Raw genomic sequence first — 26,132 nt, 5'->3', positions numbered from 1 at the left:
CCCCGGCAAGCGATAGTAGACGCCACTTTTATCGTCCCTTCACTTTTTCAGCCATTACGCAAGCACAGGTAGCAAGATGTCAGAACAGCAGGTTAATAACCTTAACGTCCTCGCTCAAGACGTTCTCACCACGCCAGAAGCGCTCAAAAAAGCCGTACCATTAACCGATGCGGCTGAGCGCACCGTAATAGAAGGGCGTAAAACCATCCAGAACATCCTGGATGGCACCGACCCAAGATTATTGGTAGTGGTCGGCCCTTGCTCAATTCACGACGTGGAAGCGGCGCTTGATTATGCCCGCCGCCTTCGCAAACTTGCCGATCAAGTCAGCGACAGCCTGTATATCGTAATGCGCGTCTATTTTGAAAAACCGCGCACTACGGTTGGCTGGAAAGGCCTGATAAACGACCCGCACCTCAACGACTCTTTTGAGATCGATGAGGGGCTACATATCGCTCGAAAACTGCTGGTGGATCTCGCTGAAATGGGCTTACCGCTCGCTACCGAAGCTCTCGACCCTATCTCTCCTCAGTATATGCAAGACTGTATTAGCTGGTCAGCGATTGGCGCTCGCACCACCGAGTCTCAGACCCACCGGGAAATGGCTTCCGGCCTCTCCTGCCCGGTCGGCTTTAAAAACGGTACCGACGGCAGCCTGGATGTGGCGATTAATGCGCTTCAGTCCGTGGCCAGCCCGCACAATTTCCTGGGTATTAACCAAGCAGGCCAGGTGGCCATTATTCGCACCCGGGGCAACGCCTACGGCCACGTTGTTCTACGTGGCGGCAACGGCAAGCCCAACTACGATAGCGTAAGCGTTACCCTGGCGGAAAAAGAGCTCGAAAAAGCCAAACTATCACCCAACATCATGATTGACTGCTCCCACGCCAACTCCAACAAGGACGCAGCGCTACAGCCGTTAGTATTGGAAAACGTTACCAACCAAATCCTGGAAGGCAACACCTCCATTATCGGCCTGATGGTTGAATCCAACATTGGCTGGGGCAATCAAAAACTGACCCAAGACCTTAGCCAACTACAGTATGGCGTTTCCATCACCGATGCCTGCATCGACTGGGACACCACGGTGGAAACCTTCAACCGCATGAACGCCAAACTTGCCGCCACCCTGGCCAAGCGCATTGCTAAGTAACACCAACACCGTTGTAGCTGTATTAAGCTGCTTATCAAATCCCCCGCCGCGGCGGGGATTTTTGATTGTTTCCCAGAATATTGAATAAGCGGCTAGCGACTAATTTCGCGCCGAAATGGCGGCAGTGCATCCAGCAGTGCTTGCCCGTAACGGCGGGTAATCACCCGCTTATCCAGCAAAGTGATTGTCCCACGATCACTCTCTTTGCGAATCAAACGCCCGCAGGCCTGCACCAGCTTAATAGACGCATCAGGCACACTAATGCGCATAAATGCATTGCCACCCTGGCTCTCTATCCATTCTGCTAATGTAGCGCCCACCGGATCGTCGGGTACCGCAAAGGGTAGCCGCGTAATCACCACGTGCGTCAAATAGTCGCCGGGAAGATCGATCCCCTCGGCAAAGCTCGCCAAGCCAAAGATGATACTCCCCTCCCCCCTATCCACCGCCGCCCGATGGCGCTCGATTAACTCGCGCTTAGGCAACGCATCCTGTGCAAGCACTCGCTCTTTCACACTCGCGGGCAGTGCTTTATCAACCGCACGCAGTTGGGCACGGGAAGAGAACAGCACTAGCGCCGCCTCTTTGTCGGCCAACTGCGAGACAAACGTCACAATCGCCCGCTCATGGGCCTCTCTGTCACCAGGGTCGGTGGCCTCTTTAGGCACGCGCAGGACCGCATTGGCGTAATCAAAGGGGCTCGGCAGCGCCTGATAGCGGTAGCGATTCGCCAAGCCTGCCCGCTCTTGCAGGCGCTCAAAGCGCCCCAATGCGGTCAGCGTTGCCGAAGTGACCACCGCCCCATGACAGCGTCCCCATAAATGCTTGGCCAGGGTATGCGCGGCTGAAACGGGGCTGGCCGAAAACTCAATTTCCGGCTCCCCCGCTACCCGGCTTAGGGTAATCCAACGGGCGCTGGGCGCCTCGTTAGCCACATCCTGCTCGCTAAACGCCTGCCACAAAGCATGCGCTTCTAGCGCTCGGCCATGAAGCAACGCGACGAGCGGCAGCCAGGTTTCTGCCTGCTCTCGATCGAGGCCGGTCTGCTTATCGGGATCAAGGCTTTCGCGCAGAATATCGCTGATGCTTTCCAAACATCGCGATAGCGAGGCGAACATCACCAACAATTGCTGCGCCTGTTCCCGCAGAGCGTCGGGTACTTGACCCTTCTCAAAACGCGATTGATGAGTGGCTTCTTCGTCGGCCAAGCCGTTTGGCCGCTCCGCCAGTTGATGCCCCATGCTAAACACATCGCCCAGCGCGGGTTCCAGGTTATGAATCAGCTCCGGCAAGCTCACTAACAGCCGCGACACCGTTGGTTGAATGGCTAACGCCTGGTGCAGATCGGTCAAACTGCTTTTCAGCGTTTTCAGCCAGCGCAAGCAGCCATGTACTGCAAAGCGGTGGGCGAAATGGGAAAGCGCCTTCTCGGGCAGGTGGTGGCCTTCATCGAAAACAAAAATGCAGTCCGCCGGGTCTGGCAAAATAGCGCCACCACCCAAGGCTAGATCGGCCAGCACGAGGTCGTGATTGGCGACGATCACATCCGCGTTTTCAAGCTCACGACGGGAACGAAAAAACGCGCAGGCACCAAAGTGCCCACAGCGCCTGCCCGTACACTGGCGATGATCCACCGTCAGCCGCCGCCAGTGGGCATCTTCAATTGCTTCTGGCCAATTATCACGATCCCCTTCCCATTCGCCCTGTCCATAAGCTTGCGCCATATCGCTGGCAATGACCGTAAAGTCACTACTTTGCGTTTGCAGCGATTGCTCAAACAGAGAGAGCGTTGGGTTGGGTTCAGTGCCTTCGAGCGCCTGATCCAAACGCGCCACGCACACATAGCGACCACGCCCTTTGGCTAATGCGTAGCGAAAGGGAATGCCGCTGTGGCTAGCGAGTGAAGGCAAGTCCTGATTAAGCACCTGCTCTTGGAGAGCGACCGTGGCCGTGGAAATAATCAGCCGCTTGCCGCGCGCTTTCGCGATGGGCAAGGCGGCGATTAGATAGGCCAGCGTTTTTCCAGTGCCGGTACCCGCTTCAAGCACACACACATGAGTATCACTTGTGCGCTTACCTTCGCTGTCGCTTTCTATATTGCCCAGCGTCCGGGCGATTTCGGCGATCATCATACGCTGGCCGTAGCGTGGTGTTAGCTCAAGGGTATCCACCACGCGACGGTAAGCGTCTTGAATCTCGCTTTTGAGGGCATTATCCAGCATGCGGCTTAGAGCATACCTTCAGGCGGATGCACGCAGGGAAGCTTGTCGTTGATATAGCGTTCGATTTCCGGCAATGAGAACGCATCCTCTTCGCCAACGAAGCTAATCGACACACCCTTGGCACCGGCGCGACCGGTACGACCGATACGGTGTACGTAGTCTTCCGGGTCTTCGGGCAGGGTGTAATTGATAACGTGGCTGACGTCTTCAATGTGAATACCACGACCAGCAACGTCGGTCGCAACCAACACCTGAATTTCACCTTCGCGGAAGCTTTCCAGCGTTTTGATACGCTGATTCTGAGGTACATCACCCGACAGCATCGCCACGCTTACGCCCGCTTTTTTGAGCAGATCGTCAAGCTTGCGCACCAAGTCGCGGCGGTTACCAAAGACCATGACGCGCTCAAAGCTCTCTTGCTGAAGCAGATTGACCAGCAAGCGCTGCTTGTCGTCATCGGAAACCAGGTACACGCGCTGATCAATATCCGCCTGGTTCTCAACGGTCACTTCGATCTCGACGTGGGCTGGATCAAGCGTCCACTGGCTGGCGAGATTCAAGATGTCGTCGGTAAAGGTGGCCGAGAAGAGGAAGGTCTGGCGCTCCTCTTTCTTCGGCGTGTAGCGAATAATCCGCTTCACGTCGGGAATAAAGCCCATCGACAACATGCGGTCGGCTTCATCTAACACCAATACTTCGACCTCACTGAGGTCGATATCGCGCTTCTGATGGAAATCCAACAGGCGCCCAGGTGTTGCCACCAGAATATCGATCTTGCTGCCCAGGCTTTCACGCTGCTTCTGGTAGTCCATACCGCCGACCACACTCGCCACATTGAGCTGGGTAAATCGTGCTAACGCTTTAGCATCTTTTTCGATCTGCAGCGCCAGCTCGCGAGTAGGCGCAATAATCAAGGCGCGCGGCGCACCTGGCTTTTGACCATTGGGTGTTGGCTCTTCCAGGAAGTAAGCCATCACAGAGATCAAAAAGGCCGCGGTTTTACCGGTTCCCGTTTGCGCCTTACCGACAATGTCACCACCCAACAGCGTTTGGCGCAGGGCCTCGGCTTGAATAGGTGTGCAGTATTCAAACCCTTGGGCGTGAATAGCGCGCATTAATGTCAGCGGCAGATCAAAGTCATGAAAGCGCCACTTACCGGCCACGGCGGGCACCTGAAACTGACGAAGATCCCAGTTCGACTGGCGACGACGCGGTTTACGCCGGCGACGTTTTGGCTTGCGATTCTGGGCCGGGGCTGTGGTCTGTTCCGACTCGCTCATAGGCTGTCTATCTGTCCATTGCTGTGGAAGTTGGCTTCTTGACGTGCGCATTGTACCAGGGCTTGGCGATAAGAGCGCGTCCTGCTGTCGAAGGAGTCCCAAGGCCTGTTAGAATAGCCGTCAAATCGACGTAAGGAGCGCGACATGACGCGTAAGAAAAAAACTCGTTCACTGGCCGACAAGGTAACTATTCGTACCGGCCGGCGTAAAGATTATAAAAAATGGCGCCACGACAACCCTGACCAAGTGGCTCCATCGCGCCGCTTTGTGGCAAAAAAGCAGCAGCAGCGCAAACTTCAGGCAGTGAGAAAACTTGCTCGCCAGCAGAGTGGGCAGGATATCGCTATTCACCCTGACAAAGGCAGTGAATCCGACAATCCCAAGGGGAGCGATTCATAATGCGCCTGGTTTCGTTCAACATTAATGGCATCCGAGCACGGCTTCACCAATTACAGGCGTTGATCGATACTCAGCAGCCGGACGTGATTGGGCTTCAGGAAACCAAGGTGCAGAATAGCGAGTTCCCGATCGCCGACGTGGAAGCCATGGGTTACCACGTCTTTTATCACGGCCAAAAAGGCCACTACGGGGTTGCCTTACTGTGCCGTCAGGCACCTCAAGAAGTGTTTTATGGCTTTCCCGATGATGAAGAAGACGCCCAGTGCCGTATGATCGGCGTTCGCCTAGTCGCGGAAGATGGGGAAGCCGTGACGGTATGGAACGGCTATTTCCCTCAGGGCGAAAACGTTACCCATCCCACTAAGTTTCCCAACAAAGAGCGCTTTTATGGCCAGCTAGCGCGGCTGCTCAACGAGCGGTACCGCCCTGACGAGCGGCTAGCCATCATGGGCGATTTTAATATATCGCCGGAAGATCAGGACATTGGCATCGGCGAGGCCAACCGCAAGCGCTGGCTGCGTGAAGGCAAAACCAGCTTTCAACCCATTGAGCGCAAATGGCTCGAAGGCATCAAAGCGTGGGGGCTTACCGACAGCTATCGCATCAGCTATCCGCAAAGCGATGACCGCTTTAGCTGGTTTGACTACCGCTCAAAAGGGTTTAACCAGGAGCCCAAGCGTGGCCTGCGCATCGACTATATTCTCGTCACCAAAGCGCTAGCCGAGCAGGCCACCGGCGCAGGCATTGACTACGACCTGCGCGGCATGGAACGCCCCTCTGATCACGCCCCCACCTGGAGTGACTTCGCTCTTACGCTTAAGCCGTAGCCTTTAAGACAAAAAACTAGTTGAAGCTGGCCAGCCACTGGGCGGCTTCTTCATCGCCTAGCTCTGCGGCGCGGACAAATGCTTGCTGCGCTTGCTCACTTTCACCCCAAGCGTAAGCAAGCTGCCCATAAGATCGCCAGTCGGTGGCTGTTTGGGTGTACTGAGCCAAGGTTTGCCAAGCATCCAGGGCTTTCTCAACGTCTTTAGCCTGCTGCCAAGCGTTCGCCAATAAACGCAAATTTGACTCATCGCGGACAACATCACCCTCTTTCAGCGCCTCCTCAAGGTGCTCGGCTGCTCGGGCGGGAGTGCCGCCTGCCAAATGGAGCTGGATCAACAGCCAGCGATCTTCCGGCTCGGTTAATTTACCTAACTGCCACGCCATCTCCCACAGACCAGCGGCCACACCAGGCTGACCTGCCTGCTGTGCAAGACCTGCCGCTTGGCGCCAATCAGAGAGATCGCTTTGCGAATCCAATCCATCCAACAGCCAACCCAAAGCCTGCTCACTTTGCCCAGCATTGCGATAAATCGCCAATGTTAAAGCCTGCTGCGCTTCAGTTAACTCGGCTGTCTCACTAAGTGCCTGTTCAAGCCAGTTGGCGGCCTCCTCCCAGCGCTCCTGCTGCGCCAGCAGGCGGGTTAGCTGCCAAACGGCATTACTATCTTGCTGATTGGCTAACCACTCAGTGAGAAGCTCAATAGCTTGATCGCTCTGCCCGGCAGCACGACGCATTGAAGCTTCTTCACGGAGCCAGCGGGCAGCCTGATCGTCATCAACACCACTTAACCCACGCGCAATTGCCAACCGATCCGCTGCCGCAGCAGGCTGATCCTGTCGCGCCAAGGCGCCTGCAGCCAGCTGTTGATAGAGCGCACTAGCCCATTGATCCGATTGATTACCCGAAGCTAACCGCTCCGCCTGGGCGGTGGCACGCTCGACAACGCTGCTTAGCGCTCCCTCTTGCAATTGGCTCTGTAGCGCGTTGAGGTCGGCAATAATATCCCCAGGCAATGCGGGACTCGCCTGCGCTGAAAACGACCAGACGCTTAGCAATAAAATTAAAAGACGCTTCATGTTGCTACCTCAACTGAAACTCGATCCGCTGGGTGGCATTGCGTAACCGATCACTGGGCTCAAATTGCCACTTGGCAATCGCGTCCCGCGCGGCATCATCAAACACCCGACGCGGCTCCGCGCTGGTAACCCGTATAGAAGAACTGTCGACACTGCCATCACGCCGAATCGTAAAGGCCACCTCTACAAAGCCTTCCATACCTCGGCGCTGGGCACGGGGCGGGTAATTTGGACCAACTTGGTTAGTCGGTCTCACCTGGCCCACATTCACCGGCTCATTAGAGGGCACTGGCTGAGCTTCTGGGGCGGCCTCACGCACGGCGGGTGCAGAATCCACTGACGCAGGGGCTGCCCTAGGAGCTGCCTCGACAGGTTGCTGTTGCGGGGTCGGCTCTGGTCTCGGCTCAGGAGTAGGTTCGGGCCGGGGTTCCGGTTTCACTTCCGTTAGCTCCGGGAGTTCGCTGTCCATCTCAACCGGCTCAACGGGCTCATCCGGTAGCTCTACTTCCGGCAAACTAATCGTGCTTTCCGCTACCGGAGGCGGCTCGGGTGCGGGCATGGGCGGCGGCGCTTGCTGTGGCGCGGCTTCTACAGGTTGAGGTGTAGGTGCCTCCTGCTCAGGAGCTACTTCCGGCGCTTCAACCATGGTCATTGCCATGCTCATGGTTAGCTCCTCAGGCTCACGCTCAGGTGGAGCTACCAACTGTGCCAGCAGCCAGAACAGCCCCACCGCCAGCACGACACCCCCTAATAACGACAGCAGGTGCCGCATCATGACCCACTCCGACTCGCCGCCACCGCCACTTGGTCAACGCCCGCCTCACGCAAACGATCCATTACCTCGATCAGCAAGCCCGTGGTGGATTCGCGATCCGCCTGAATAACCACCGAGCCATCGTCACTCAGCATATCGGCGACCTGCTGGCCGACCCGGTGAACATCCACCGGACTGCCATCTACCCATACGGCGCCTTCCGGTGAAATCGCCACAAGCACCTGGGCGTCTGGGCGCGGCGTCGCAGCGCTGGATTCAGGGCGATCAATCTCCACACCGCTCTCTTTAACAAAGCTAGTAGTGACGATAAAGAAAATCAGCATGATAAATACCACGTCGAGCATGGGGGTAAGATTCACCTCATTACTCTCTGCAGTGGTTTCTATAGAACGGCGTCTACGCATCACTTTCCTCCAGTGCCCGCGCCAAGCGATCTTGCAGCCGCTGGTCTTCACGACGAATGACGTGCTCTAAACGACTAATAAATAAAAGCCCCACCACCGCAATGGCCATACCGGTTAGGGTCGGCAGCGTCGCACGGGCGACACCGTCCGCCATGGCACGCGCTTGATGCGTTTCGCTTAGGGAAAGGCTATCGAACACGCTAATCATGCCGGTCACCGTGCCTAACAAGCCCAATAAAGGGCACAGCGCGACCAGCAGTTTCAGCCATGGCAAGGGTTTACGCAGTCTAGCGACCAGTGCCTCTGCCCACACATGACGTAACGTACGAGCGCTCCAACTGGTATGGTCGCTGCGCGCCGTCCAACGGCGCAGTAACTGACGCCGCGCGATACGCCAGGTAATTCGGTAGTACCACCAGCGCTCCATGGCCATGGCAAATACCAACACAGCCACCACTGCCAGCACGACCAACACCGCGCCGCCCGCCTCCACTAAGCGCTCAACGGGTTCGAGCCAGAGAGGAAGAGTGGACATATCAGTTCACCGCGGGCGTGTGAGATTCGAGATGATCTGCCAATGTCGCGCTCGCCTGCCCTTCAATCACATGGGTTAAATAGCGGCTACGACCCGACAGGGCTGTCTGCACGAACAGCAGCGGCACGGCGGTAATCAAACCGAGTACAGTGGTTACCAGTGCTTGGCTAATACCGCCCGCCATCAGTTGCGGGTCGCCGGTGCCAAACACGGTAATCGCCTGGAAAGTTACGATCATGCCGGTGACCGTACCCAGCAAACCAAGTAACGGCGCAATCGCGGCCAGCAATTTGACCATTGGCTGGCTTCGCTCCAGTTTTGGCAGCTCAGCCAGCACCGCCTCATCCAAACGTGCTTCCAGCGCTTCAGGGGTCTGGTGTTTGTCCATACCTTCAAAACGCAGCAATACACGCCCCAGTGGGTTGTTAGGTTTTAACTGGTTGAGCGACTGACGCTGTCGATTAACACGCAGGCTAACAAGCACTAAATAGAGGTACTGCCCTAACCCAATGATCAGACCTAAAATACCTAATGCAACGACCACATAGCCAACATAACCGCCTTGCTGGAAACGCTCCCACAGGCTGGGCTGCTGGGCTAGGGCTTCCAGCACGCTACCCTGAGTAGGATCAACAGCGAAGACATGGCTCTCGCCCTGGTAGTAATCCGCTAGTAACCCGCCAACGACATCAGGTGTCCGCGGCAATACCACTAGGTTGCCGTCATTTTCTCCCCGCTCTAAAAGCTCGTTTTCGGTAAAGGCTGCGAAATCTCCAAGCCGCACCAACTCACGGGTGGTTACTTCGCCGTTAGCATCGGCGACAGGCAGTGAAAGGCGCTCAGCTAGGCCCGTACGGGCCGTTAATGCCGCCAAGCGATCCACCACCTCTTCCAATTGATGGCGTTCGAGCACTTCGACTTCATCCAAACGTGGCGGCAGCGTCCCTTCTTCTAGGGAAAGCAAACTCTCGTCACCCAATGCATTGCGAATTTCTGAGCTATGCCGGGCAAGGTTAGACAGCAGCCCTGTCAGTGCCTCGCCCTGCTCCGCCTGACGCTCGCTTAACTCCCTGGCTTGATCGGTTTGCTCTGCCTGCTGGATCTCTAACGCTTCATGCTGCTGCTGAGCCTCTTCGTGCTCAGTCCGGGCTTGCTCCAGCGCAGACTCTAATGCTTGCTGGTCGTCTAAAAATCCCATTAAACGCTGCTGGTCACGCGCTTCAGCCGCTTCTCGTGCTTCACGCAGCGACGTTGCGCTTTCGGTTTGTGCCATTGATGCGCCACTGATCGCTACCAGCCCTAATATCAAGCAGGCATAAAAAAGTTGACGGAGAGTTGGTCGACTCATGGTTGCTCTCCCTGCTGGTCATTCGCACTGATTGAGAGCGGCAAGGTTAATAAATCCGGAGCGCGCTGATCTTTCGCCATTCGCAGCCCATTGCGCACTTCACGCAGGTACTCGTCATCAAGCGGCTGCCATCCACCGCTTTCAGCATTCCACACCCCGCCTTCGCGCCCATCAGGGGTTAGATAATAAAAACCGATACGACCAACACGTAAAAAATCCACTTCACGTTCGCGGCCATCCTGGCTTAAACGACCCCGCCAGCTATCCATCTCACGGCCATAATCGAGCTCGACGCGCCAGGCTTCGAGTAGCCCATTAATGCGTTCAATGGTATTTTCGCCCTGTTCATCAGGCTGACGCTCAACCCGTGCCAGCCGCTCCTCGCGTAGAAACGGCAGGTCACGTTCAATCCATTGGCTGAGCTGAACAGACATATTTTGTTCAATCACGGGCAGCGCTGCACGCGTCTCTTCAAGCGTATCCAAAGCAGTCGCCAGACGCTGCTGGCGTTCGGCTTCTTCCGCTAAACGCCCGGTCAGTGAGGCATTTTCGGCGTCTAACTGGCGTGTTTCGCGCTCTAAGCGGCGTAGCTCTTGCAGTTGCTCACGCGTTTGTTCATCGGCAGCATCAATTTGCGCCTGAAGTGCTGCCTGGGTTTGCTGGGCTTCTACACTTTCGGCCGCTTGAGCCACTGCTTGTTCACTTGCCAGCAGCGTGCCACTGGCCAGCACCCCCGCTAGCCACCATCCACGTAAGGCAAAAAAAGGCCTGTTCAGCACGTCGACTCTCCGTCACTGAGTAGCCAGCGGCTGTCACCGCCCGGCTAAAAACTAATTAGGTATTAGAACGATTTGCGTTTAACTTTCACGCGCCTAGCCTACCACTAATATAATAAATGACAATATTTATCATTAACAATCAGGCGTTATCGCTCATCGAGCGCGCATAAAAAAGGCGCCTATCAGCGCCCTTTCATCACAAACATCACTAGGTGTGCTCTACTGCTACATACTCTTTCGTCAGCGGCGCTAGCGGAAGCTGCCAAGCCTCTTCACGGGTCACCCATTTTGCTTCGGCAATTTCAGCGGCCGCCTCGACAGGCTCGTCAATAACAAGCCCAAACAGATGCGCTTCAAGCATCACGCCCGGCTCATTAGCCGCTGGCACGGAATACATTCCGAGCGGTATCAGCTGATCCTCGCTAACATGCAAGCCAAGCTCCTCTTGCAGCTCGCGGCACAACGCCTCTAGCGCGCTCTCACCTGCATCGATTTTGCCGCCTGGCTGCATATAGAAAGAGGTATTGTGCTTACGCACCAATAGCAAGCGCCCATCTGGGTCACTCACCACGGCAGCGGCAATTTTCAGTACACTACCAGCATTCCCTGTCATACCCCTCTCCTTCTCTAAACCATTAACACCTAAACCCTATCAAAACGCCCAGTCGTCGTCTTCGGTGGCGACGGCTTTTCCGATCACGTAGGAAGAGCCGGAGCCGGAGAAGAAGTCGTGGTTTTCATCGGCGTTGGGTGAAAGCGCCGCCATGATAGTCGGATCTACGTCGGTAACGCTGCTGGGAAATAGTGGCTCGTAGCCAAGGTTCATCAGCGCTTTGTTGGCGTTGTAGTGAAGGAATTTCTTCACGTCTTCACTTAGGCCAACTTCGTCATACAGTGACTCGGTGTAGCGCACTTCGTTGTCGTAAAGCTCCAGTAGCAGCTCGTAGGCGTAATCTTTGACTTCCTGCTGCCGTTCTGGCGTCGCTTCCGCCAGTGCCTGTTGGAACTTGTAGCCAATATAGTAGCCGTGCACGGCTTCGTCACGAATGATCAAGCGAATCAGGTCGGCGGTGTTAGTCAACTTGGCATGGCTTGACCAGTACATCGGCAGGTAGAAGCCGGAATAGAACAGAAACGACTCAAGGAAAACGCTGGCCACTTTGCGCATCAGCGGATCATCCGAGCGGTAGCGCTCTAAGATCAGCTGCGATTTTGCTTGCAGCGTAGGATTCTCTTCGCTCCAGCGAAACGCGTCATCTACATCGCGCGTGGTGCAGAGCGTGGAGAAAATCGAGCTATAAGAGCGAGCGTGCACCGACTCCATAAAGGCGATATTGGTGTAAACCGCCTCTTCGTGGGGAGTGCGCGCATCTTCCATTAATACCGGCGCACCCACACTGCTTTGAATGGTGTCCAGCAGCGTGAGCCCCGTAAACACACGGATAGTCAGTTGTTTTTCTTGCTGGGTTAGCGTGTTCCACGACTGAATATCGTTAGACAACGGCACCTTTTCAGGTAGCCAAAAATTACTGGTCAGACGGTTCCACACTTCCAGATCTTTATCATCCTGGAGTCGATTCCAGTTAATCGCATCAACTCGCGATAAACGTTGCATGGTGTTCATGGCATTGCTCTCAAAACGTAGCGTTCAATGCCCGGCGATCAACACCGGGCATTCAATAACAGATACAAAGCGCTTGCTGATTACAGCGTGCAAGAAACACAGCCTTCTACCTCGGTGCCTTCCAAAGCACTTTGACGCAGGCGAATGTAGTAAAGCGTTTTGATGCCTTTTTTCCAGGCGTAAATCTGCGCTTTATTGATATCGCGCGTGCTAGCGGTATCCGGGAAGAACAGCGTTAGCGATAGCCCTTGGTCGACGTGCTGCGAGGCTTCCGCGTAGGTATCGATGATCTTTTCCGGGCCGATTTCGTAGGCGTCCTGGAAGTAGTCAAAATTGGCTTCATCCAGGAACGGCGCCGGGTAATAAACACGGCCTAGCTTGCCCTCTTTGCGAATCTCGATTCTCGCCGCCACCGGGTGAATACTGGAGGTGGAGTTATTGATGTAAGAGATTGAGCCGGTGGGCGGTACCGCCTGCAGGTTACGGTTGTATAAACCGTGGGCCATGACCGACGCTTTCAACTCCTGCCAATCATCTTGGGTCGGCAACGCAATACCGCTACGCTCGAACAGCTCACGTACTTTGTCGGTACGGGGCAGCCACGCCTGGTCAGTGTACTTATCGAAGAAGGTTCCCGAGGCGTAGGTGGAGTTGGCAAAATCTGCAAACGTATCCTTGTGCTCAATCGCTAACCGGTTGGACGCACGTATGGCGTGGAACGCCACGCAGTAGAAGTAGAGATTAGTAAAGTCCAACCCCTCGTCGGAGCCGTAGTAGATGTGCTCACGCGCCAGATAGCCGTGTAGGTTCATCTGGCCAAGGCCAATCGCCCGCGACTGGGCATTGCCTTCGGCAATAGAAGGCACACTGCGCAGGTTGCTCATTTCCGAAACAGCGGTAAGACCGCGGATGGCAATTTCAACGCTGGTACCGATATCCCCTGCGTCCATCACCTTGGCAATGTTCATAGAGCCCAGGTTACAGGAGATATCCTGGCCGATATGGCGATAACCGAGGTCATCGTCATACTCAGTCGGTGTGTTGACCTGGAGGATTTCCGAGCACAGGTTGCTCATATTGATACGGCCAGCAATCGGGTTGGCGCGGTTTACCGTATCTTCAAACATGATATACGGGTAACCCGACTCAAACTGCAGCTCTGCCAACGTTTGGAAGAAGGCGCGTGCATTGATCTTGTGCTTGCGAATGCGCGCATCTGCGACCATCTCCTGGTATTTCTCGGTAACGCTGATATCACCAAACGGAACACCGTAAACCCGCTCGACATCGTAGGGCGAGAACAGGTACATGTCGTCGTTGCGCTTGGCGAGTTCAAAGGTAATATCCGGAATCGTCACGCCCAAGGAGAGCGTTTTGATACGAATTTTCTCGTCGGCATTTTCCCGCTTGGTGTCGAGAAAGCGCAGGATGTCCGGGTGGTGAGCATTCAGGTAGACCGCTCCCGCGCCCTGACGTGCGCCCAGTTGGTTGGCGTAGGAGAACGCGTCTTCCAGCAGCTTCATGATCGGGATAATGCCCGATGACTGGTTCTCAATGCGCTTGATGGGCGCACCAGACTCACGAATATTGGAGAGCAGGAAGGCAACGCCACCGCCGCGCTTGGAAAGCTGCAGCGCCGAGTTAATGGAGCGACCGATCGACTCCATATTGTCTTCGATGCGTAGCAGGAAGCACGACACCAGTTCGCCGCGCTGCTGTTTGCCGCAATTCAAGAAGGTGGGTGTCGCGGGCTGAAAACGGCCGGAGATGATTTCATCGACCAGTGACTTGGCCAGCGTTTCATCGCCCCGCGCCAGGGTCAGCGCGACCATGCAGACACGGTCTTCATAGCGCTCTAAATAGCGCTTGCCGTCAAACGTCTTCAGCGTATAGCTAGTGTAGTACTTGAAAGCGCCCAAAAAACTTGGGAAGCGAAATTTATACGCATAGGCCTGCTCGAACAGCGCTTTAATAAAAGCAAAGCTGTACTGGCTCAGCATTTCCGCTTCGTAGTACTGCTCTTCCACGAGGTAATCGAGCTTCTCTTCCAACGAGTGGAAGAACACCGTGTTCTGGTTAACGTGCTGTAAAAAGTACTGGCGAGCCGCTTCGCGATCTCTATCCAGCTGTAATTCGCCGTTGGCCCCGTATAGATTGAGCATGGCATTGAGGGCGTGGTAATCCAGCGTGCGTGCCTCAGGAGCCGCCGCAGGCCGTTTTGTTTCTGACACATTCTGGGTAGCTACGTTAGTCGTTTCCAAAACTCTTCTACTCCTTTGCGCACGTTGACCACGTCATCGTCAGTGCCAAATAATTCAAATCGATACAGCAGCGGTACGTGGCATTTTTTTGCAATGATGCGGCCAGCAAGACCATATGCTTCGCCAAAATTGGTGTTCCCCGCAGCAATGACTCCCCGCAGGAGGTTCCGGTTATGCGTATCGTTGAGAAAATGAATGACCTGCTTGGGTACGGCACCCTGTGAACTTCCCCCACCATACGTAGGGGTAACTAAAATATAAGGCTGGGAAACACGTAGCGCAGGTTCATCTCGATTTAGCGGTAGCCGCGTGGCGACAAAACCCAGCTTTTCTACAAAACGATGGGTGTTACCTGATTTAGTAGAGAAGTACACCAAATTGCCGGCCATCGGTGTGTGTGAGCAACTTGCCAGCATGTTGTCGGCTTACGCCAGGGCTTGAATGCGATCCGGACGGAAACCCGACCAGTGATCTTCGCCGACTACCACGACAGGAAGCTGGCGATAACCCAGCGCCTCAACTTCTTCTTGGGCACCGGACTCTGCGGTGATATCGATGACAGTATAATCGAGCCCTTGCTTGTCTAGCGCGCGGTAAGTAGCGGTACATTGAACACAAGCTGGCTTGCTATAAATCTGAATTTCCATGGGTAATCCCCTTTTCATAGCGGCATTTTTCGGGTAGAGCACATCTAGTGCCCGCCCTGACTAAAAGACACAACGCATACTATATATAGACCATTGGAAAATCAATTCAAGCATATGTGGTATTTTTTTACCCACAGGATATTGACAGCTAATACCCAAGGCTATACCAGACAATAAAAAAACCGCCCACTAAAAAGCGGGCGGTTTTTTCACAGCGTCAGAACTGGCGCCATTAGCGGGTCATCGCCGTATTAGCTAATCGCTGCCTGATAACGACGCTCTACGTCTTCCCAATTAACCACGTTGAAGAACGCAGCAATATAGTCAGGACGCTTGTTTTGATACTTCAGGTAGTACGCATGCTCCCAAACATCCAAACCGAGTAGCGGCGTATTACCGTGCATCAGCGGGCTGTCTTGGTTCAGGGTATTTTCGACTACCAGTTTTTTCTCAGGTGTAACGGAGAGCCATGCCCATCCGCTACCAAAACGACCAACGGCCGCTTTTTTGAATTCTTCTTTAAAAGCTTCAAGGCCGCCGAGCTCGGCATCAATCGCTTTTGCAACATCACCTTGAGCATTACCACCGCCGTTGGGCGACATCATCTGCCAAAACATGGAGTGGTTGGCGTGACCGCCGCCGTTGTTGATAACGGCTTGACGCTTGGCTTCCGGAACACGATCCAGATTAGCGACGAGCTCTTCAACAGGTACATCTTCAAGACCTGTGCCTTCCAACGCGGCGTTCAGGTTGTTGATGTAGGTTTGATGGTGACGAGAATGGTGAATTTCCATCGTCATTGCATCAATATGTGGTTCGAGAGCGTCATATGCGTACGGCAGTTCAGGTAGTGTATGTGCCATATCATCATCTCCTTGAGTGGCTTTCGTTGCGTTCAATTACCTATGTGCGGTCAGCCCGCAGCTTTTTCAACCACCGGGGTGGTTTTTCTTACCCTTTGCCCCAGTACTTTAGTCAACTATTGGCAGTTTACCTAATGTACCCATCACAAAAAAGCCGACTTCTGGCGAAGTCGGCTCAATGTTTATAGATCATTCAAATGCTTACAGCTTGCTCTCAAGCTCCGGCAGGATCTCGAACAGATCCCCCACCAAGCCATAGTCGGCCACCTGGAAGATCGGTGCTTCGTCGTCCTTGTTGATGGCGACGATGACTTTGGAGTCTTTCATGCCCGCCAGGTGTTGAATGGCACCAGAGATGCCCACGGCAATATACAGGTCCGGTGCGACTATTTTGCCGGTCTGACCGACCTGCATGTCATTGGGCACAAAGCCAGCGTCGACCGCCGCGCGGGAAGCACCAATGGCGGCGCCCAGCTTGTCAGCAATGCCATTCAGCAGCTTAAAGTTCTCGCCGTTGCCCATGCCGCGGCCGCCGGAGATGACGACCTTGGCGCCGCCGAGTTCTGGACGGTCGCTCTGGGCCAGCTCTTCTTTGACGAAGCTGGATTGGCTGTTGTCGGCGACAAAATCCACCGCTTCAATCGTGGCGCTACCACTGGTACCGACGGCATCGAAGCCGGTGGTACGAATGGTGATCACTTTCAGCGCGTCGTCGCTTTTCACCGTGGCAATGGCGTTACCAGCGTAAATCGGACGCAGGAAGGTATCGGCACTCTCGACACCCAGCACATCCGATAGCTGGCTGACATCTTTCAGCGCGGCCAGGCGCGGTAGAACGTTCTTGCCGGTGGTTGAAGCACTGGCCAGTACGTGGCTGTAGCCATCGGCCAGTTCAACCAGCAGCGCGCCCATGGGCTCAGCAAGCTGGTGGGCGTAAACAGCGTTGTCCGCCACGCGTACTTTATTAACGCCGTCGAGTTTCGCCGCAGCGTCTGCTGCCGCTTGAACGCCTTCACCGGCGACCAGGATATCAATATCGCCACCAATGGCCTGGGCGGCCGCCACGACGTGGGCGGTGGCGCCAGCCAGTTGGCCTTCATGTAGATCGGCAAGTACCAAAATGCTCATAGCATCAGCTCCTTTCAAAGCGTTTATCTCAAAGTACGGAGAGTCAAGAACCGACCTTAAAGAACTTTGGCTTCGTTTTTCAGTTTGTCGATCAGTTCGTCGACCGAGGCCACTTTGACACCGCCTTTGCGCTCGGCAGGGGATTCCACCTTGAGCAGGCTCACCTTGGAGGCGACCTCTATGCCATAGTCGGCAGGGGTTTTCACATCCAGCGGTTTTTTCTTGGCCTTCATGATGTCGGGCAGCTTGGCATAGCGCGGCTCGTTCAGGCGCAGGTCGGTGGTGACAATCGCCGGGAGCGTCAGGGCGATGGTCTGCAGACCGCCGTCGATTTCACGGGTGACGTTGACCTTGTCTCCGTCCACCGCCACTTCCGAGGCAAAGGTGCCTTGTGGCAGGCCCGTCAGCGCGGCGAGCATCTGACCGGTCTGGTTGTTGTCGGTGTCGATGGCTTGTTTGCCGAGAATCACCAGACCGGGCTGCTCTTCATCCACTACCTTCGCCAGCAGTTTGGCGACCGCCAGCGATTCGGCGCGCTCGTCGGTTTCAATATGAATGGCGCGGTCAGCCCCCAGCGCCAGCGCGGTACGCAGCTGCTCTTGGGCGGCTTTGGGCCCTACCGTGACGGCGACGACTTCTGTCGCCACGCCCTTCTCTTTCAGGCGTACCGCCTCTTCAACGGCAATTTCGCAGAAGGGGTTCATGGCCATTTTGACGTTGGTAAGATCGACGTCCGAATGATCCGCCTTAACGCGGATTTTGACGTTATAGTCGATGACGCGTTTCACCGCGACGAGTACTTTCATAGGTTCCTCGCTTGGCTTGTAATAAAAGCCGTTAACCTGGGACGGCACCCGCTTCGCGAGTACCCCTTATTAAATAGCGACTAGTAATAGAATTATTGCATACGTTATTAGCAAAACGTCTTGCTTGGGCACTGCCAAAAATGGCAGTGCCGTCAAATTCATTCAAGCGTTTGATAGGTACATAATTGAAAAACCCTATTAATTTGCCATAGCCTGCCAGTTAGTGACAATACTTGCTAGCTAATGCCTTGGTCTTAGCACTGATCTATCGCTAGCAACACATACAGCCAAGAAATGCGGTTTGCACCATCGTAGACGTGACCTGACACAGGTATTATGCCTATCATGGGGCATAACCAGAAGCAAACGACCGTTTTAAATTAAGGTCATCTGTTTATAAGCTAGTACTCATAACGTAGGCCTTCACTAGCTTTTGCAGATATTGGCGCTTAAAGAGAATAAGGAGAAGCCGGGTGGAAACTGTTGAACGCGATGTAATGGACTTTGATGTCGTCATTGTCGGCGCTGGCCCATCCGGGCTTTCCGCCGCCTGCCGACTCATGCAGCAAGCTAACGAGGCGGAGCAAGAATTAACGGTCTGTGTGGTTGAGAAAGGCTCAGAAGTTGGCGCTCATATTTTGTCAGGAGCGGTTTTTGAGCCCCGCGCATTGACTGAACTCTTCCCAGACTGGAAAGAACGCGGCGCGCCGCTCAATACGCCCGCCATTCGCGATGACGTTGTTTTGCTTAAGGACGCCGAAAAAGCGCAAAAAGTGCCTAATGCACTGGTGCCGAAAAGTATGCATAACACCGGCGGCAATCAGCAACGTTACGTTATCAGTGCCGGTAACCTCTGCCGCTGGCTGGCCGAGCAGGCAGAAGCACTCGGCGTTGAAATCTTTCCAGGCTTTGCTGCCCAGGACGTTATCATTGAAGACAACGCTGTGCGCGGCATTCTGATTGGTGATATGGGAGTCGCCGCTGATGGTACACCCAAAGATGGCTACATGCCGGGTATGGAACTGCGCGCCAAATACACGCTATTTGCTGAGGGCTCGCGCGGCCATATTGGGAAGCACTTAATTAAAGACTTCTCGCTGGATGCGGGTCGCGACCCTCAGCACTACGGTATTGGCCTCAAAGAGCTGTGGGATGTACCTGCCGAGCAACATGAACCTGGTCTGGTAGTTCACGGCTCAGGCTGGCCTTTAGATAACAACACCCACGGCGGGTGGTTTTTGTATCATGCGGAAAATCAGCAGGTGGTGGTCGGCCTGATTATGGATCTTGGCTACCAAAACCCATGGCTTTCACCGTTTGATGAATTTCAGCGTATGAAACATCATCCGGCTATTAGCCAATACCTTAAGGAAGGCAAACGCGTTGCTTACGGCGCCCGGGCCATTACCAAAGGTGGCTTCAACTGCCTGCCAAAAATGACTTTCCCCGGTGGCCTGCTGGTCGGCTGTGATGCGGGTACGCTCAACTTTTCCAAAATCAAAGGCCTGCACACCGCCATGAAGTCTGGCATGCTCGCAGCGGAAAGCGTATTTGAAGCCATTAAGGGCGGCGATGAAGGCGCACAAGAGCTGACCAGCTTTACTCAGAAGTGGGAAGCCAGCTGGGCGTATCAAGAGCTTAAAGAGAGCGCCAGCTTCGGCCCGGCTATCCATAAATATGGCACCATCGGTGGCGGCGCGTATAACTTTGCCCACCAGTTGCTGGGCAACAAGTTACCCAACGTGCATGACACCACTACCGATCACGGCGCCCTGAAGCCTGCGGACGAGTTTGAAAAGATTAACTATCCCAAGCCGGATGGAAAGCTTTCCTTCGATAAACCGTCGTCAGTGTTTCTGTCGAATACCAATCATGAAGAAAACCAGCCGTGCCATTTACGCCTGGAGGATCCGGAGCTACCGATCCGTGAGAACCTGCCTAAATATGCAGAACCGGCACAGCGCTACTGCCCGGCCGGTGTGTACGAAGTGGTTGAAGATAGCGAAGGACAGCCGCGTTTTCAGATCAACTTCCAGAACTGCGTACACTGCAAAACCTGTGATATTAAAGACCCAGCGCAAAATATCACGTGGGTAGCGCCGGAAGGCGGCGGCGGCCCCAACTATCCTAATATGTAAGCCAACCACCCTAAGATGTAAGACAGCCGCATGAACGTTACGGCTAGAAGGGAGCGTGCATTCCTACTAGCCGTAGCATCCCCCTTTCGCATTCAACTTATACGCTAAGAGAGAATAGCGCTTTGCGAGCCTTCCAATAGCTGAATGGGCGCTCGGCGGGCAATAAGCCTGCGACGGCCAGCCTGATCGAAGCGCACATCAATCACCGGATCGCTCGCATTTCCCTCTACTGCCGCCACTTCACCCTCACCAAATACCGCATGGTGCAGACGCTGACCGGGATAAAAGCGCGTATCGGCCGAATAAGTTGCCTTGTGCTCTTCAACGTGTGCCGCTGCGAGCACAATGTCGTCTCGCCCTAAACGCGTCAGATAACGCTCAACCAGCCCCACCGATGTCACTTGCAGCGATGCTTCTGGCGCATTGGGGTTAGCTAGACAAGAGGCCACACGCATACTGTCTTGCCAGGCACTTTCGGCGATAAAGCGGCTGGGACGGTGTACGCCCCCATCATGGAGCACTAATAGCTGTTCTTGGGCGCGCGTGATGGCTACGTAGAACAACCGCCGCTCCTCCTCCAAGCGCTCATCGCTAAGCGGATTATCGCGGCTGTAGTGGGGAAAATCCTCTTCATTGACACCCACCACAGCTACCAATGGCCACTCAAGCCCTTTGGCACCGTGCACTGTGCTAATCAGCACGCCGCCCGCCTGATTTTCAACCGGGCGTTCCAGTAGCTCGATAAAGGCATCTGGGTCTTGAACGCTTTGCGCCTGCTCAATTAAGACATCGAGTAAGCGTACATCCTCTTCACCTTTATCCCGCCGCGCCGCTGCCCGTTTAAGTGTTTTTTCCGCCTCAATGGTTTCCACTACATGCCTTAACAGCTTGGCGGGCGGCCATGCACTCAGCTGCGGCAATTCACATAGCAGCAACCAGCGTTTTTTAAGCGTACGCCGTTGGATCGGCTTTAATGCCGTCAACATAGGGTCATGCCGCTCAGGCCACTGCTGGGTAGCCGCCAGCTGATGGGCTAATCGCTGCAGTCGCTCACGAGCAACAAAGGGAGTCGGCTGGGAAAGCAGCAGTAATAGTTGCTGCGGATCGCGCAGCAGATCGGGACGACGCGACAGCTTTAAATACCCTGCCAAGGCCTGAACCAGCGGCAACCGAAAGACAAAACGATCCTCGCGCTGAAGCCGAAACGGAATTCCCGCCTGCAAAAGCGCCAGCTGGAAAGGTACTGAAAGCGCCCAACTACGCACCAGCAAGCTGGCCTCGTTAAACGCACGCCCCTGGGCCTGCCAATCCATCAAGGCATCCAGTAGCAGCCGACTACCCTGCCCCACTGAAACCTGGGTCTCTGGGTTATTGGGCGCGGCCAGACACAGCTGATTGGGGCGACGCTGATTGGCGGCAATGGCATGATTAGCGGTAAGCGCTAAGGCATGGCCATGACGGAACGTGGTAGATAGCGGGTAGTCGGTGGCCTCGCCAAAGGTGGCAGTAAAATTTTCCAGCATCGTATCGGGTTTCGCGCCACGCCATTCATAAATACATTGGTTAGCATCACCGACCGCCATTACCTCGGCACGGCTACCCACCAGCACGGATAAAAGGCGCTGCTGAGCGGCATTAATATCTTGATACTCGTCAATAATGACATGATCCAAAAACCCCTCGACGCGACCACGCAGGGCGCTATCTTCCTCTAACGCCTGCAAAGGGCGATAAAGTAAATCAGCGTAGGTCATTACCCCTTCCGACGCTAGTAGCCGCTCCGCCTCGGCAAAAGCAGCCGGAAAATAGTCGGTATCCGGGTCAAAATTGAGTCGCTCATAGAGCGCTTCTGGGGTGATCATTTCTGCTTTAACCAAGCCGCAGAAGTGGGCCAAGGTTTCAAGCCTATCACCTTCAAGAGCAGCATCGCGGCGTTCAACCGAGTCGCGCAACACATTAAGGCTCGCTTGACGAAGCAGCCTCTCTAATTGCCAATCGGCGGATAATAGCTGACGCGGGGCAAGCGCGCCCCAGCGGCATAGGCTTTGGGTTAGGCGGTGGCCTAGTGAGTGAAACGTTCGCACATCCGGCAGCGCCTGCCCGGAAGGCGCCATTGACGCTAAACGGAGCTGAAAATCATCCTTGGCGGAACGGTTAAACATCAACACCAGAATGCGCTTTTGCGGCACACCACTGGCCAACAGGTGCAGCACCCGAGCGGCCATGGTGGTGGTTTTACCTGCGCCTGCGACAGCCGCCACCCGAGCATGACCGGCGGCATGATTCACAACGGCCTGCTGTTCAACGGTTAACTTCACGGCGCCTCGCCTGATGCTTCATCGTCAAGCTGACCGAGCGCAAACCACTGACCGGCACTCATTAACCCAATCTCAGTAGTGCCATCGTCGTTCTCACGGGCTTCTGCAGCGTCAACAAGCTGATAATACACATTACGGTGCAGCCTGGCGGCCAGCCCAAAACGTACCGGCAGTTGCGGGACCGCCTCGCCTTGAGGCGTTAAAGTAACGGAGAGCGGGTGCTCGGCATCCAAGCGAACGACATCGTCAAACTGGGTGGTGAACCACCAGGCATCGTCGTGAAAGTCAGCCTCTACCGCGACCAGCGGTAGGTCTTCCACCTCTATCCGCCAACGCTCTACCGGCGTGACTAAGCAGTAACCATCTTCGTCAAGACGTAGCAGCGTGGCCAATAAACGCGCCACCTTGGGACGGGCAAAGGGCTGGCCTTCGTGCCACCAACTGCCATCGGCGTGAATACGCAGGTTCATGTCTCCAGAGAGCGGAGGCTGCCATTGGTCAAGGGGAGGAATAGTGCCTCCCACTTCGTCACGCTGCAGCAGCAATCTATCGATATTCATCTCGCCCTCCTTGCTTAAGCGCATTCAACTCACACGGTTATAGAAGCCCGGACTGCTCTAACGCCTCTTTGACATGGGGCGGAGCATCAGGCGCGGCGGCACGAAAGAGCTGATAAAAGTTGGATGTGGTCTGCATGGCGACCTCGTCAACACTGATCCCCCGCTCGTTAGCGATGCACTCCGCCACTTCCACTACCCAGGCCGGCTCGTTGGGCTTGCCGCGATAAGGAACAGGGGCAAGATAGGGGCTATCGGTTTCGATTAGCAGGCGATCGAGCGGCAGCTGGCGGGCTAGCTCTCGCAGCGGTGCAGCGTTACGAAAGGTGATAATCCCTGATAACGAAATGTAAAAGCCCAACCTTACAGCTTCACGGGCCATCGCCAAGTCTTCAGTAAAACAGTGTAATACACCGCCCACGCGAGGGTCGCTATATTCACGCAGCAGAGCCAACGTTTCTTCTTTGGCTTCACGGGTATGCACAATCACTGGCAGTTCTAACTCACGCGCGGCAATCAAATGACGCTTGAACCGCTCGTGTTGCACATCTAGCGGCACGCTGTCGCGGTAGTGATAATCCAGCCCGGTTTCGCCGATGGCTACCGCGCCATACTGCTCGGCAGCTTCTTTTATATCCTCAACGTTGGGCTCGTTCTCACTGTGATGCAAAGGATGCAAGCCAGCAGAGATCGCCACATCGTGATGCTCACGAGCAATGGCTGCAAGTTGCGGCAACTCCTCCAAGGTAACGGCGACCGCAAGAAATTGGCTAACGTGGGCCGCGCGCGCAGTTGCCAGTGTGGCAGCGAGGTCGCCCCCGTGCGTCTGGTCAGATAAACGATCTAGGTGACAGTGCGAATCAACAAACATGCAGGTCTCGACAACGGATAGGGCGTTAACACCATGGTGCTTACTTTCAAGGTATCAACGGCGATTTAATCAGAGCGTGAACGACGGGGCTGCCTTATCCAACTGTCCGGCAAGCAGCGTCTCAATGCGATCACGCACAGGGTAATCTTGCTGGCTGAAATGTAGACCAATACCAGGAATGCGCCGGCCGCTGACACCCTCGGGCGAGACCCACACCACGTGGCCGGTGATTGAAAGACGTTCGTTTTCACCCGGCAGCGTCAGCAGTAAAAACACCTGCTGACCCAGTGCATAGGGAGTCTGAGTGGGTACAAAAATCCCCCCTCGATCCAGAAATGGCATATAAGCGGAGAGCAGTGTCGGCACATCAGGAATGTTAAGAGAGAGCGCTTTTTGGGCTGCCATAACAACCTCGCTAGCTTGCTGTGAAATAGGGAAAACACACTCCGCTAGGAGCGTAGCAGAGCCGCCCAGCGAACCAACCACGCCTCAAGCACCAACTGGGGATTTGGGTTAGCCCCCACCGCCAACAGCCGCCGCTGTTCACGGGCATAATCCAGCAGGCGAAACCAATCCTGCACCCGGCCATTTTTGACCGCCTGACGATAAAGCGGCTCAAGATCGGGATTGTGCAGCACGGCTGCTTCACCGGATAAACCGAGACGAATCAGGTCTTCCAGCCAAGCGATACCGTACCACAAGATGGCATCAATCGCCTGGCGATCCAGTCGCGCGGCCTCTGAGACAGGCTCTGCGCCGCGCACCAACTGCTCAAAACTGTCGTGAATTTGGTGGCGCAAAGCGCGCTCTTCGGGCGCAGCCAGCTCCACCGCCAGCAGCGGCAGGCCACCCGCCACCTGCCACCAGAAGTAGGCTTCGTCGGCACTGTTAAGTTTCTCGATCAGCCAACCACGACACGCTTCAAAGGCAACACTGGGCAGGGACCACTGCTGACAGCGCGAGCGGATCGTTGGCAGCATCCGCGAAGGCACGTCAGAGAGCAGAATAAACAGCGTCTTATCGCCGGGTTCCTCAAGGCTTTTGAGCAGCGCATTAGCAGCGGCAACGTTCATTGCCTCAGCCGGTGAAATGACGATGACCCGGTATCCCCCCTGCTGAGCCGTTTGCGAAACAAAGCGGTTAACCTCGCGAATAGGGTCAATACGAATCTGGCGTTTGCCCTCTTCCGGCGAGACCCGCAGCAAATCAGGATGGTATCCCGATGCCAACATCGCGCAGCTATGGCAATGACCACAGGCCTGGTCGGCAGGAGTGGCGCAAAGTGTCCGGGCGATTAACGCCTCCGCCAACTGTTGCTTACCTACCCCATGGGCGCCATGAATGAGCAGCGCATGGGGCATCCGCCCTCCATCGGCCAGACGGGTTAACTGATGCCAGGTGGCAAGGTGCCACGGCATAACACCGGTTAACGCCATGCTGTTACTCGCGCCGAAAGGGTCTTACGAAGCTGCGTCTGTACTTCTTCTAGGGAGTGTTGAGCTTCAATCACTGCAAAACGTTCGGGGGCTTCTTCTGCTCGTGCCAAATAGGCGTCGCGTACAGCTTGGAAAAAATCGGCCTGCTCTTGCTCAAAACGGTCAAGCTGCTCGTGACGATCGCGCAGGCGGGCTTCTAACCGCTGCTTGGCCGCCTCTTTGGGCATATCGAGCAAAAGCGTTAAATCGGGCGCGAATCCCTGCTGAACAAAATCTTCCAGTACGGCAATACGCTCCTTGGCAACGCCTCGGCCACCGCCCTGATAGGCAAAGGTAGCGTCAGTAAAACGATCACACACGACCCAAGCCCCTCTTGCTAGGGCAGGCAGAATTTTCTCCGCTAAATGCTGCGCCCTAGCGGCAAACATAAGCAGCAGTTCTGCGTCCACATGCAGCGGCTCTTGGGGGGCGGGGTCCAGCAGCAGTGCTCGAATAGCTTCGCCTCGCTCAGTTCCCCCCGGCTCACGTGTGCGCACCACTTCCAGCCCCTGGGCTTCCAACCACTCGGCGACAAAGCCCACATTGGTGGACTTTCCCACGCCTTCGCCGCCTTCCAGCGTAATGAAGCGTCCCCGCTTGCTCATCATGCTCCCTTACTGTGGTGATCAATGTGGTGATGACTT

The 26,132-nt window shown here is 55.3% G+C and carries 26 protein-coding genes; 4 read left to right on the top strand and 22 right to left on the bottom strand.

All coding sequences use genetic code 11. The features are described 5' to 3' along the window. The first annotated feature begins 76 nt into the window (after nucleotides 1-76). On the top strand, nucleotides 77-1,153 hold the full coding sequence (locus ACXUPB_RS08910; protein WP_472956304.1) for a 3-deoxy-7-phosphoheptulonate synthase: 1,077 nt from the start codon (nucleotides 77-79) through the stop codon (nucleotides 1,151-1,153). A gap of 92 nt (nucleotides 1,154-1,245) precedes the next feature. Here the strand turns inward: ACXUPB_RS08910 and dinG are convergent, their stop codons facing one another. Together dinG and rhlB are read right to left on the bottom strand one after the other, a co-directional pair. Further along, complete coding sequence (gene dinG / locus ACXUPB_RS08905) at nucleotides 1,246-3,375, bottom strand: ATP-dependent DNA helicase DinG (protein WP_472956303.1); 2,130 nt, start codon at nucleotides 3,373-3,375, stop codon at nucleotides 1,246-1,248. A gap of 5 nt (nucleotides 3,376-3,380) precedes the next feature. Continuing rightward, on the bottom strand, nucleotides 3,381-4,655 hold the full coding sequence (gene rhlB / locus ACXUPB_RS08900) for an ATP-dependent RNA helicase RhlB (RefSeq protein WP_035566143.1): 1,275 nt from the start codon (nucleotides 4,653-4,655) through the stop codon (nucleotides 3,381-3,383). Between the two features lie 144 nt (nucleotides 4,656-4,799). On the opposite strand from rhlB, the gene ACXUPB_RS08895 reads away from it, so the two are divergent. Both ACXUPB_RS08895 and xthA read left to right on the top strand, forming a co-directional pair. Further along, nucleotides 4,800-5,054: a hypothetical protein gene (locus ACXUPB_RS08895; RefSeq protein WP_035566145.1), complete on the top strand. Its 255-nt coding sequence runs from the start codon at nucleotides 4,800-4,802 to the stop codon at nucleotides 5,052-5,054. Next, complete coding sequence (gene xthA / locus ACXUPB_RS08890) at nucleotides 5,054-5,881, top strand: exodeoxyribonuclease III (protein WP_335597039.1); 828 nt, start codon at nucleotides 5,054-5,056, stop codon at nucleotides 5,879-5,881. The genes ACXUPB_RS08895 and xthA overlap by 1 nt, the downstream gene beginning before the upstream one ends. 16 nt (nucleotides 5,882-5,897) lie before the next feature. On the opposite strand, the gene ACXUPB_RS08885 is transcribed toward xthA, so the two are convergent. The 14 genes from ACXUPB_RS08885 to ACXUPB_RS08820 all read right to left on the bottom strand — a co-directional run bounded on the left by ACXUPB_RS08885 (nucleotide 5,898) and on the right by ACXUPB_RS08820 (nucleotide 18,129). Then, on the bottom strand, nucleotides 5,898-6,959 hold the full coding sequence (locus tag ACXUPB_RS08885) for a tetratricopeptide repeat protein (RefSeq protein WP_472956302.1): 1,062 nt from the start codon (nucleotides 6,957-6,959) through the stop codon (nucleotides 5,898-5,900). Nucleotides 6,960-6,963: 4 nt separating this feature from the next. Further along, a complete protein-coding gene (locus tag ACXUPB_RS08880; protein WP_472956301.1) occupies nucleotides 6,964-7,734 on the bottom strand; it encodes an energy transducer TonB in 771 nt (256 codons plus the stop codon). Beyond that, entirely contained in the window at nucleotides 7,731-8,138 is a 408-nt protein-coding gene (locus tag ACXUPB_RS08875) for an ExbD/TolR family protein (protein ID WP_035566153.1), read from the bottom strand. Before ACXUPB_RS08875 ends, ACXUPB_RS08880 begins: the two co-directional genes overlap by 4 nt. Continuing rightward, nucleotides 8,131-8,673, bottom strand: a complete 543-nt coding sequence (locus tag ACXUPB_RS08870; protein ID WP_035566155.1) for a MotA/TolQ/ExbB proton channel family protein — start codon at nucleotides 8,671-8,673, stop codon at nucleotides 8,131-8,133. The genes ACXUPB_RS08875 and ACXUPB_RS08870 overlap by 8 nt, the downstream gene beginning before the upstream one ends. Nucleotide 8,674: 1 nt before the next feature. Next, a complete protein-coding gene (locus ACXUPB_RS08865) occupies nucleotides 8,675-10,021 on the bottom strand; it encodes a MotA/TolQ/ExbB proton channel family protein (protein ID WP_335597036.1) in 1,347 nt (448 codons plus the stop codon). Beyond that, the gene (locus ACXUPB_RS08860) at nucleotides 10,018-10,800 is read right to left on the bottom strand and encodes a DUF3450 domain-containing protein (RefSeq protein WP_035566160.1); all 783 of its coding nucleotides are present in this window, start codon (nucleotides 10,798-10,800) and stop codon (nucleotides 10,018-10,020) included. Before ACXUPB_RS08860 ends, ACXUPB_RS08865 begins: the two co-directional genes overlap by 4 nt. Nucleotides 10,801-11,008: 208 nt before the next feature. Beyond that, nucleotides 11,009-11,413, bottom strand: a complete 405-nt coding sequence (locus ACXUPB_RS08855) for an NUDIX hydrolase (protein ID WP_339933919.1) — start codon at nucleotides 11,411-11,413, stop codon at nucleotides 11,009-11,011. Between the two features lie 39 nt (nucleotides 11,414-11,452). Beyond that, on the bottom strand, nucleotides 11,453-12,424 hold the full coding sequence (nrdF, locus tag ACXUPB_RS08850; protein ID WP_335597034.1) for a class 1b ribonucleoside-diphosphate reductase subunit beta: 972 nt from the start codon (nucleotides 12,422-12,424) through the stop codon (nucleotides 11,453-11,455). A gap of 80 nt (nucleotides 12,425-12,504) precedes the next feature. Next, nucleotides 12,505-14,685: a class 1b ribonucleoside-diphosphate reductase subunit alpha gene (gene nrdE, locus ACXUPB_RS08845; protein WP_472956299.1), complete on the bottom strand. Its 2,181-nt coding sequence runs from the start codon at nucleotides 14,683-14,685 to the stop codon at nucleotides 12,505-12,507. Then, on the bottom strand, nucleotides 14,667-15,101 hold the full coding sequence (nrdI, locus tag ACXUPB_RS08840; RefSeq protein ID WP_083832196.1) for a class Ib ribonucleoside-diphosphate reductase assembly flavoprotein NrdI: 435 nt from the start codon (nucleotides 15,099-15,101) through the stop codon (nucleotides 14,667-14,669). Before nrdI ends, nrdE begins: the two co-directional genes overlap by 19 nt. 9 nt (nucleotides 15,102-15,110) lie before the next feature. After that, the gene (gene nrdH / locus ACXUPB_RS08835) at nucleotides 15,111-15,332 is read right to left on the bottom strand and encodes a glutaredoxin-like protein NrdH (RefSeq protein ID WP_008956787.1); all 222 of its coding nucleotides are present in this window, start codon (nucleotides 15,330-15,332) and stop codon (nucleotides 15,111-15,113) included. 251 nt (nucleotides 15,333-15,583) lie between these two features. Further along, entirely contained in the window at nucleotides 15,584-16,195 is a 612-nt protein-coding gene (locus ACXUPB_RS08830; protein WP_035566166.1) for a superoxide dismutase, read from the bottom strand. Between the two features lie 201 nt (nucleotides 16,196-16,396). Then, complete coding sequence (locus tag ACXUPB_RS08825; RefSeq protein WP_472956295.1) at nucleotides 16,397-17,323, bottom strand: electron transfer flavoprotein subunit alpha/FixB family protein; 927 nt, start codon at nucleotides 17,321-17,323, stop codon at nucleotides 16,397-16,399. Between the two features lie 56 nt (nucleotides 17,324-17,379). Then, on the bottom strand, nucleotides 17,380-18,129 hold the full coding sequence (locus ACXUPB_RS08820; RefSeq protein ID WP_335597030.1) for an electron transfer flavoprotein subunit beta/FixA family protein: 750 nt from the start codon (nucleotides 18,127-18,129) through the stop codon (nucleotides 17,380-17,382). Between the two features lie 473 nt (nucleotides 18,130-18,602). On the opposite strand from ACXUPB_RS08820, the gene ACXUPB_RS08815 reads away from it, so the two are divergent. Further along, on the top strand, nucleotides 18,603-20,267 hold the full coding sequence (locus tag ACXUPB_RS08815) for an electron transfer flavoprotein-ubiquinone oxidoreductase (protein ID WP_472956293.1): 1,665 nt from the start codon (nucleotides 18,603-18,605) through the stop codon (nucleotides 20,265-20,267). Between the two features lie 104 nt (nucleotides 20,268-20,371). On the opposite strand, the gene ACXUPB_RS08810 is transcribed toward ACXUPB_RS08815, so the two are convergent. The 6 genes from ACXUPB_RS08810 to tmk form a co-directional block, all read right to left on the bottom strand. Further along, nucleotides 20,372-22,585 (bottom strand): ATP-dependent helicase, encoded by a 2,214-nt coding sequence (locus tag ACXUPB_RS08810; protein WP_472956291.1) that lies wholly within the window; start codon nucleotides 22,583-22,585, stop codon nucleotides 20,372-20,374. Further along, nucleotides 22,582-23,145, bottom strand: a complete 564-nt coding sequence (locus ACXUPB_RS08805; RefSeq protein WP_472956289.1) for a DUF1285 domain-containing protein — start codon at nucleotides 23,143-23,145, stop codon at nucleotides 22,582-22,584. The genes ACXUPB_RS08810 and ACXUPB_RS08805 overlap by 4 nt, the downstream gene beginning before the upstream one ends. 37 nt (nucleotides 23,146-23,182) lie before the next feature. Continuing rightward, nucleotides 23,183-24,013, bottom strand: a complete 831-nt coding sequence (locus ACXUPB_RS08800) for a TatD family hydrolase (protein ID WP_472956287.1) — start codon at nucleotides 24,011-24,013, stop codon at nucleotides 23,183-23,185. 69 nt (nucleotides 24,014-24,082) lie between these two features. Then, on the bottom strand, nucleotides 24,083-24,418 hold the full coding sequence (locus ACXUPB_RS08795; protein WP_472956285.1) for a PilZ domain-containing protein: 336 nt from the start codon (nucleotides 24,416-24,418) through the stop codon (nucleotides 24,083-24,085). A 44-nt stretch (nucleotides 24,419-24,462) separates the two neighbouring features. Beyond that, entirely contained in the window at nucleotides 24,463-25,449 is a 987-nt protein-coding gene (locus ACXUPB_RS08790) for a DNA polymerase III subunit delta' (RefSeq protein ID WP_336269286.1), read from the bottom strand. Then, a complete protein-coding gene (tmk, locus tag ACXUPB_RS08785; protein ID WP_472956713.1) occupies nucleotides 25,440-26,093 on the bottom strand; it encodes a dTMP kinase in 654 nt (217 codons plus the stop codon). The genes ACXUPB_RS08790 and tmk overlap by 10 nt, the downstream gene beginning before the upstream one ends. Nucleotides 26,094-26,132: the final 39 nt, after the last annotated feature.

This window comes from Vreelandella sp. DA03-1M, from assembly GCF_055725665.1.
The sequence above is the reverse complement of the archived record's forward strand: the minus strand, read 5'-3'. Positions and strand labels throughout refer to the sequence as shown.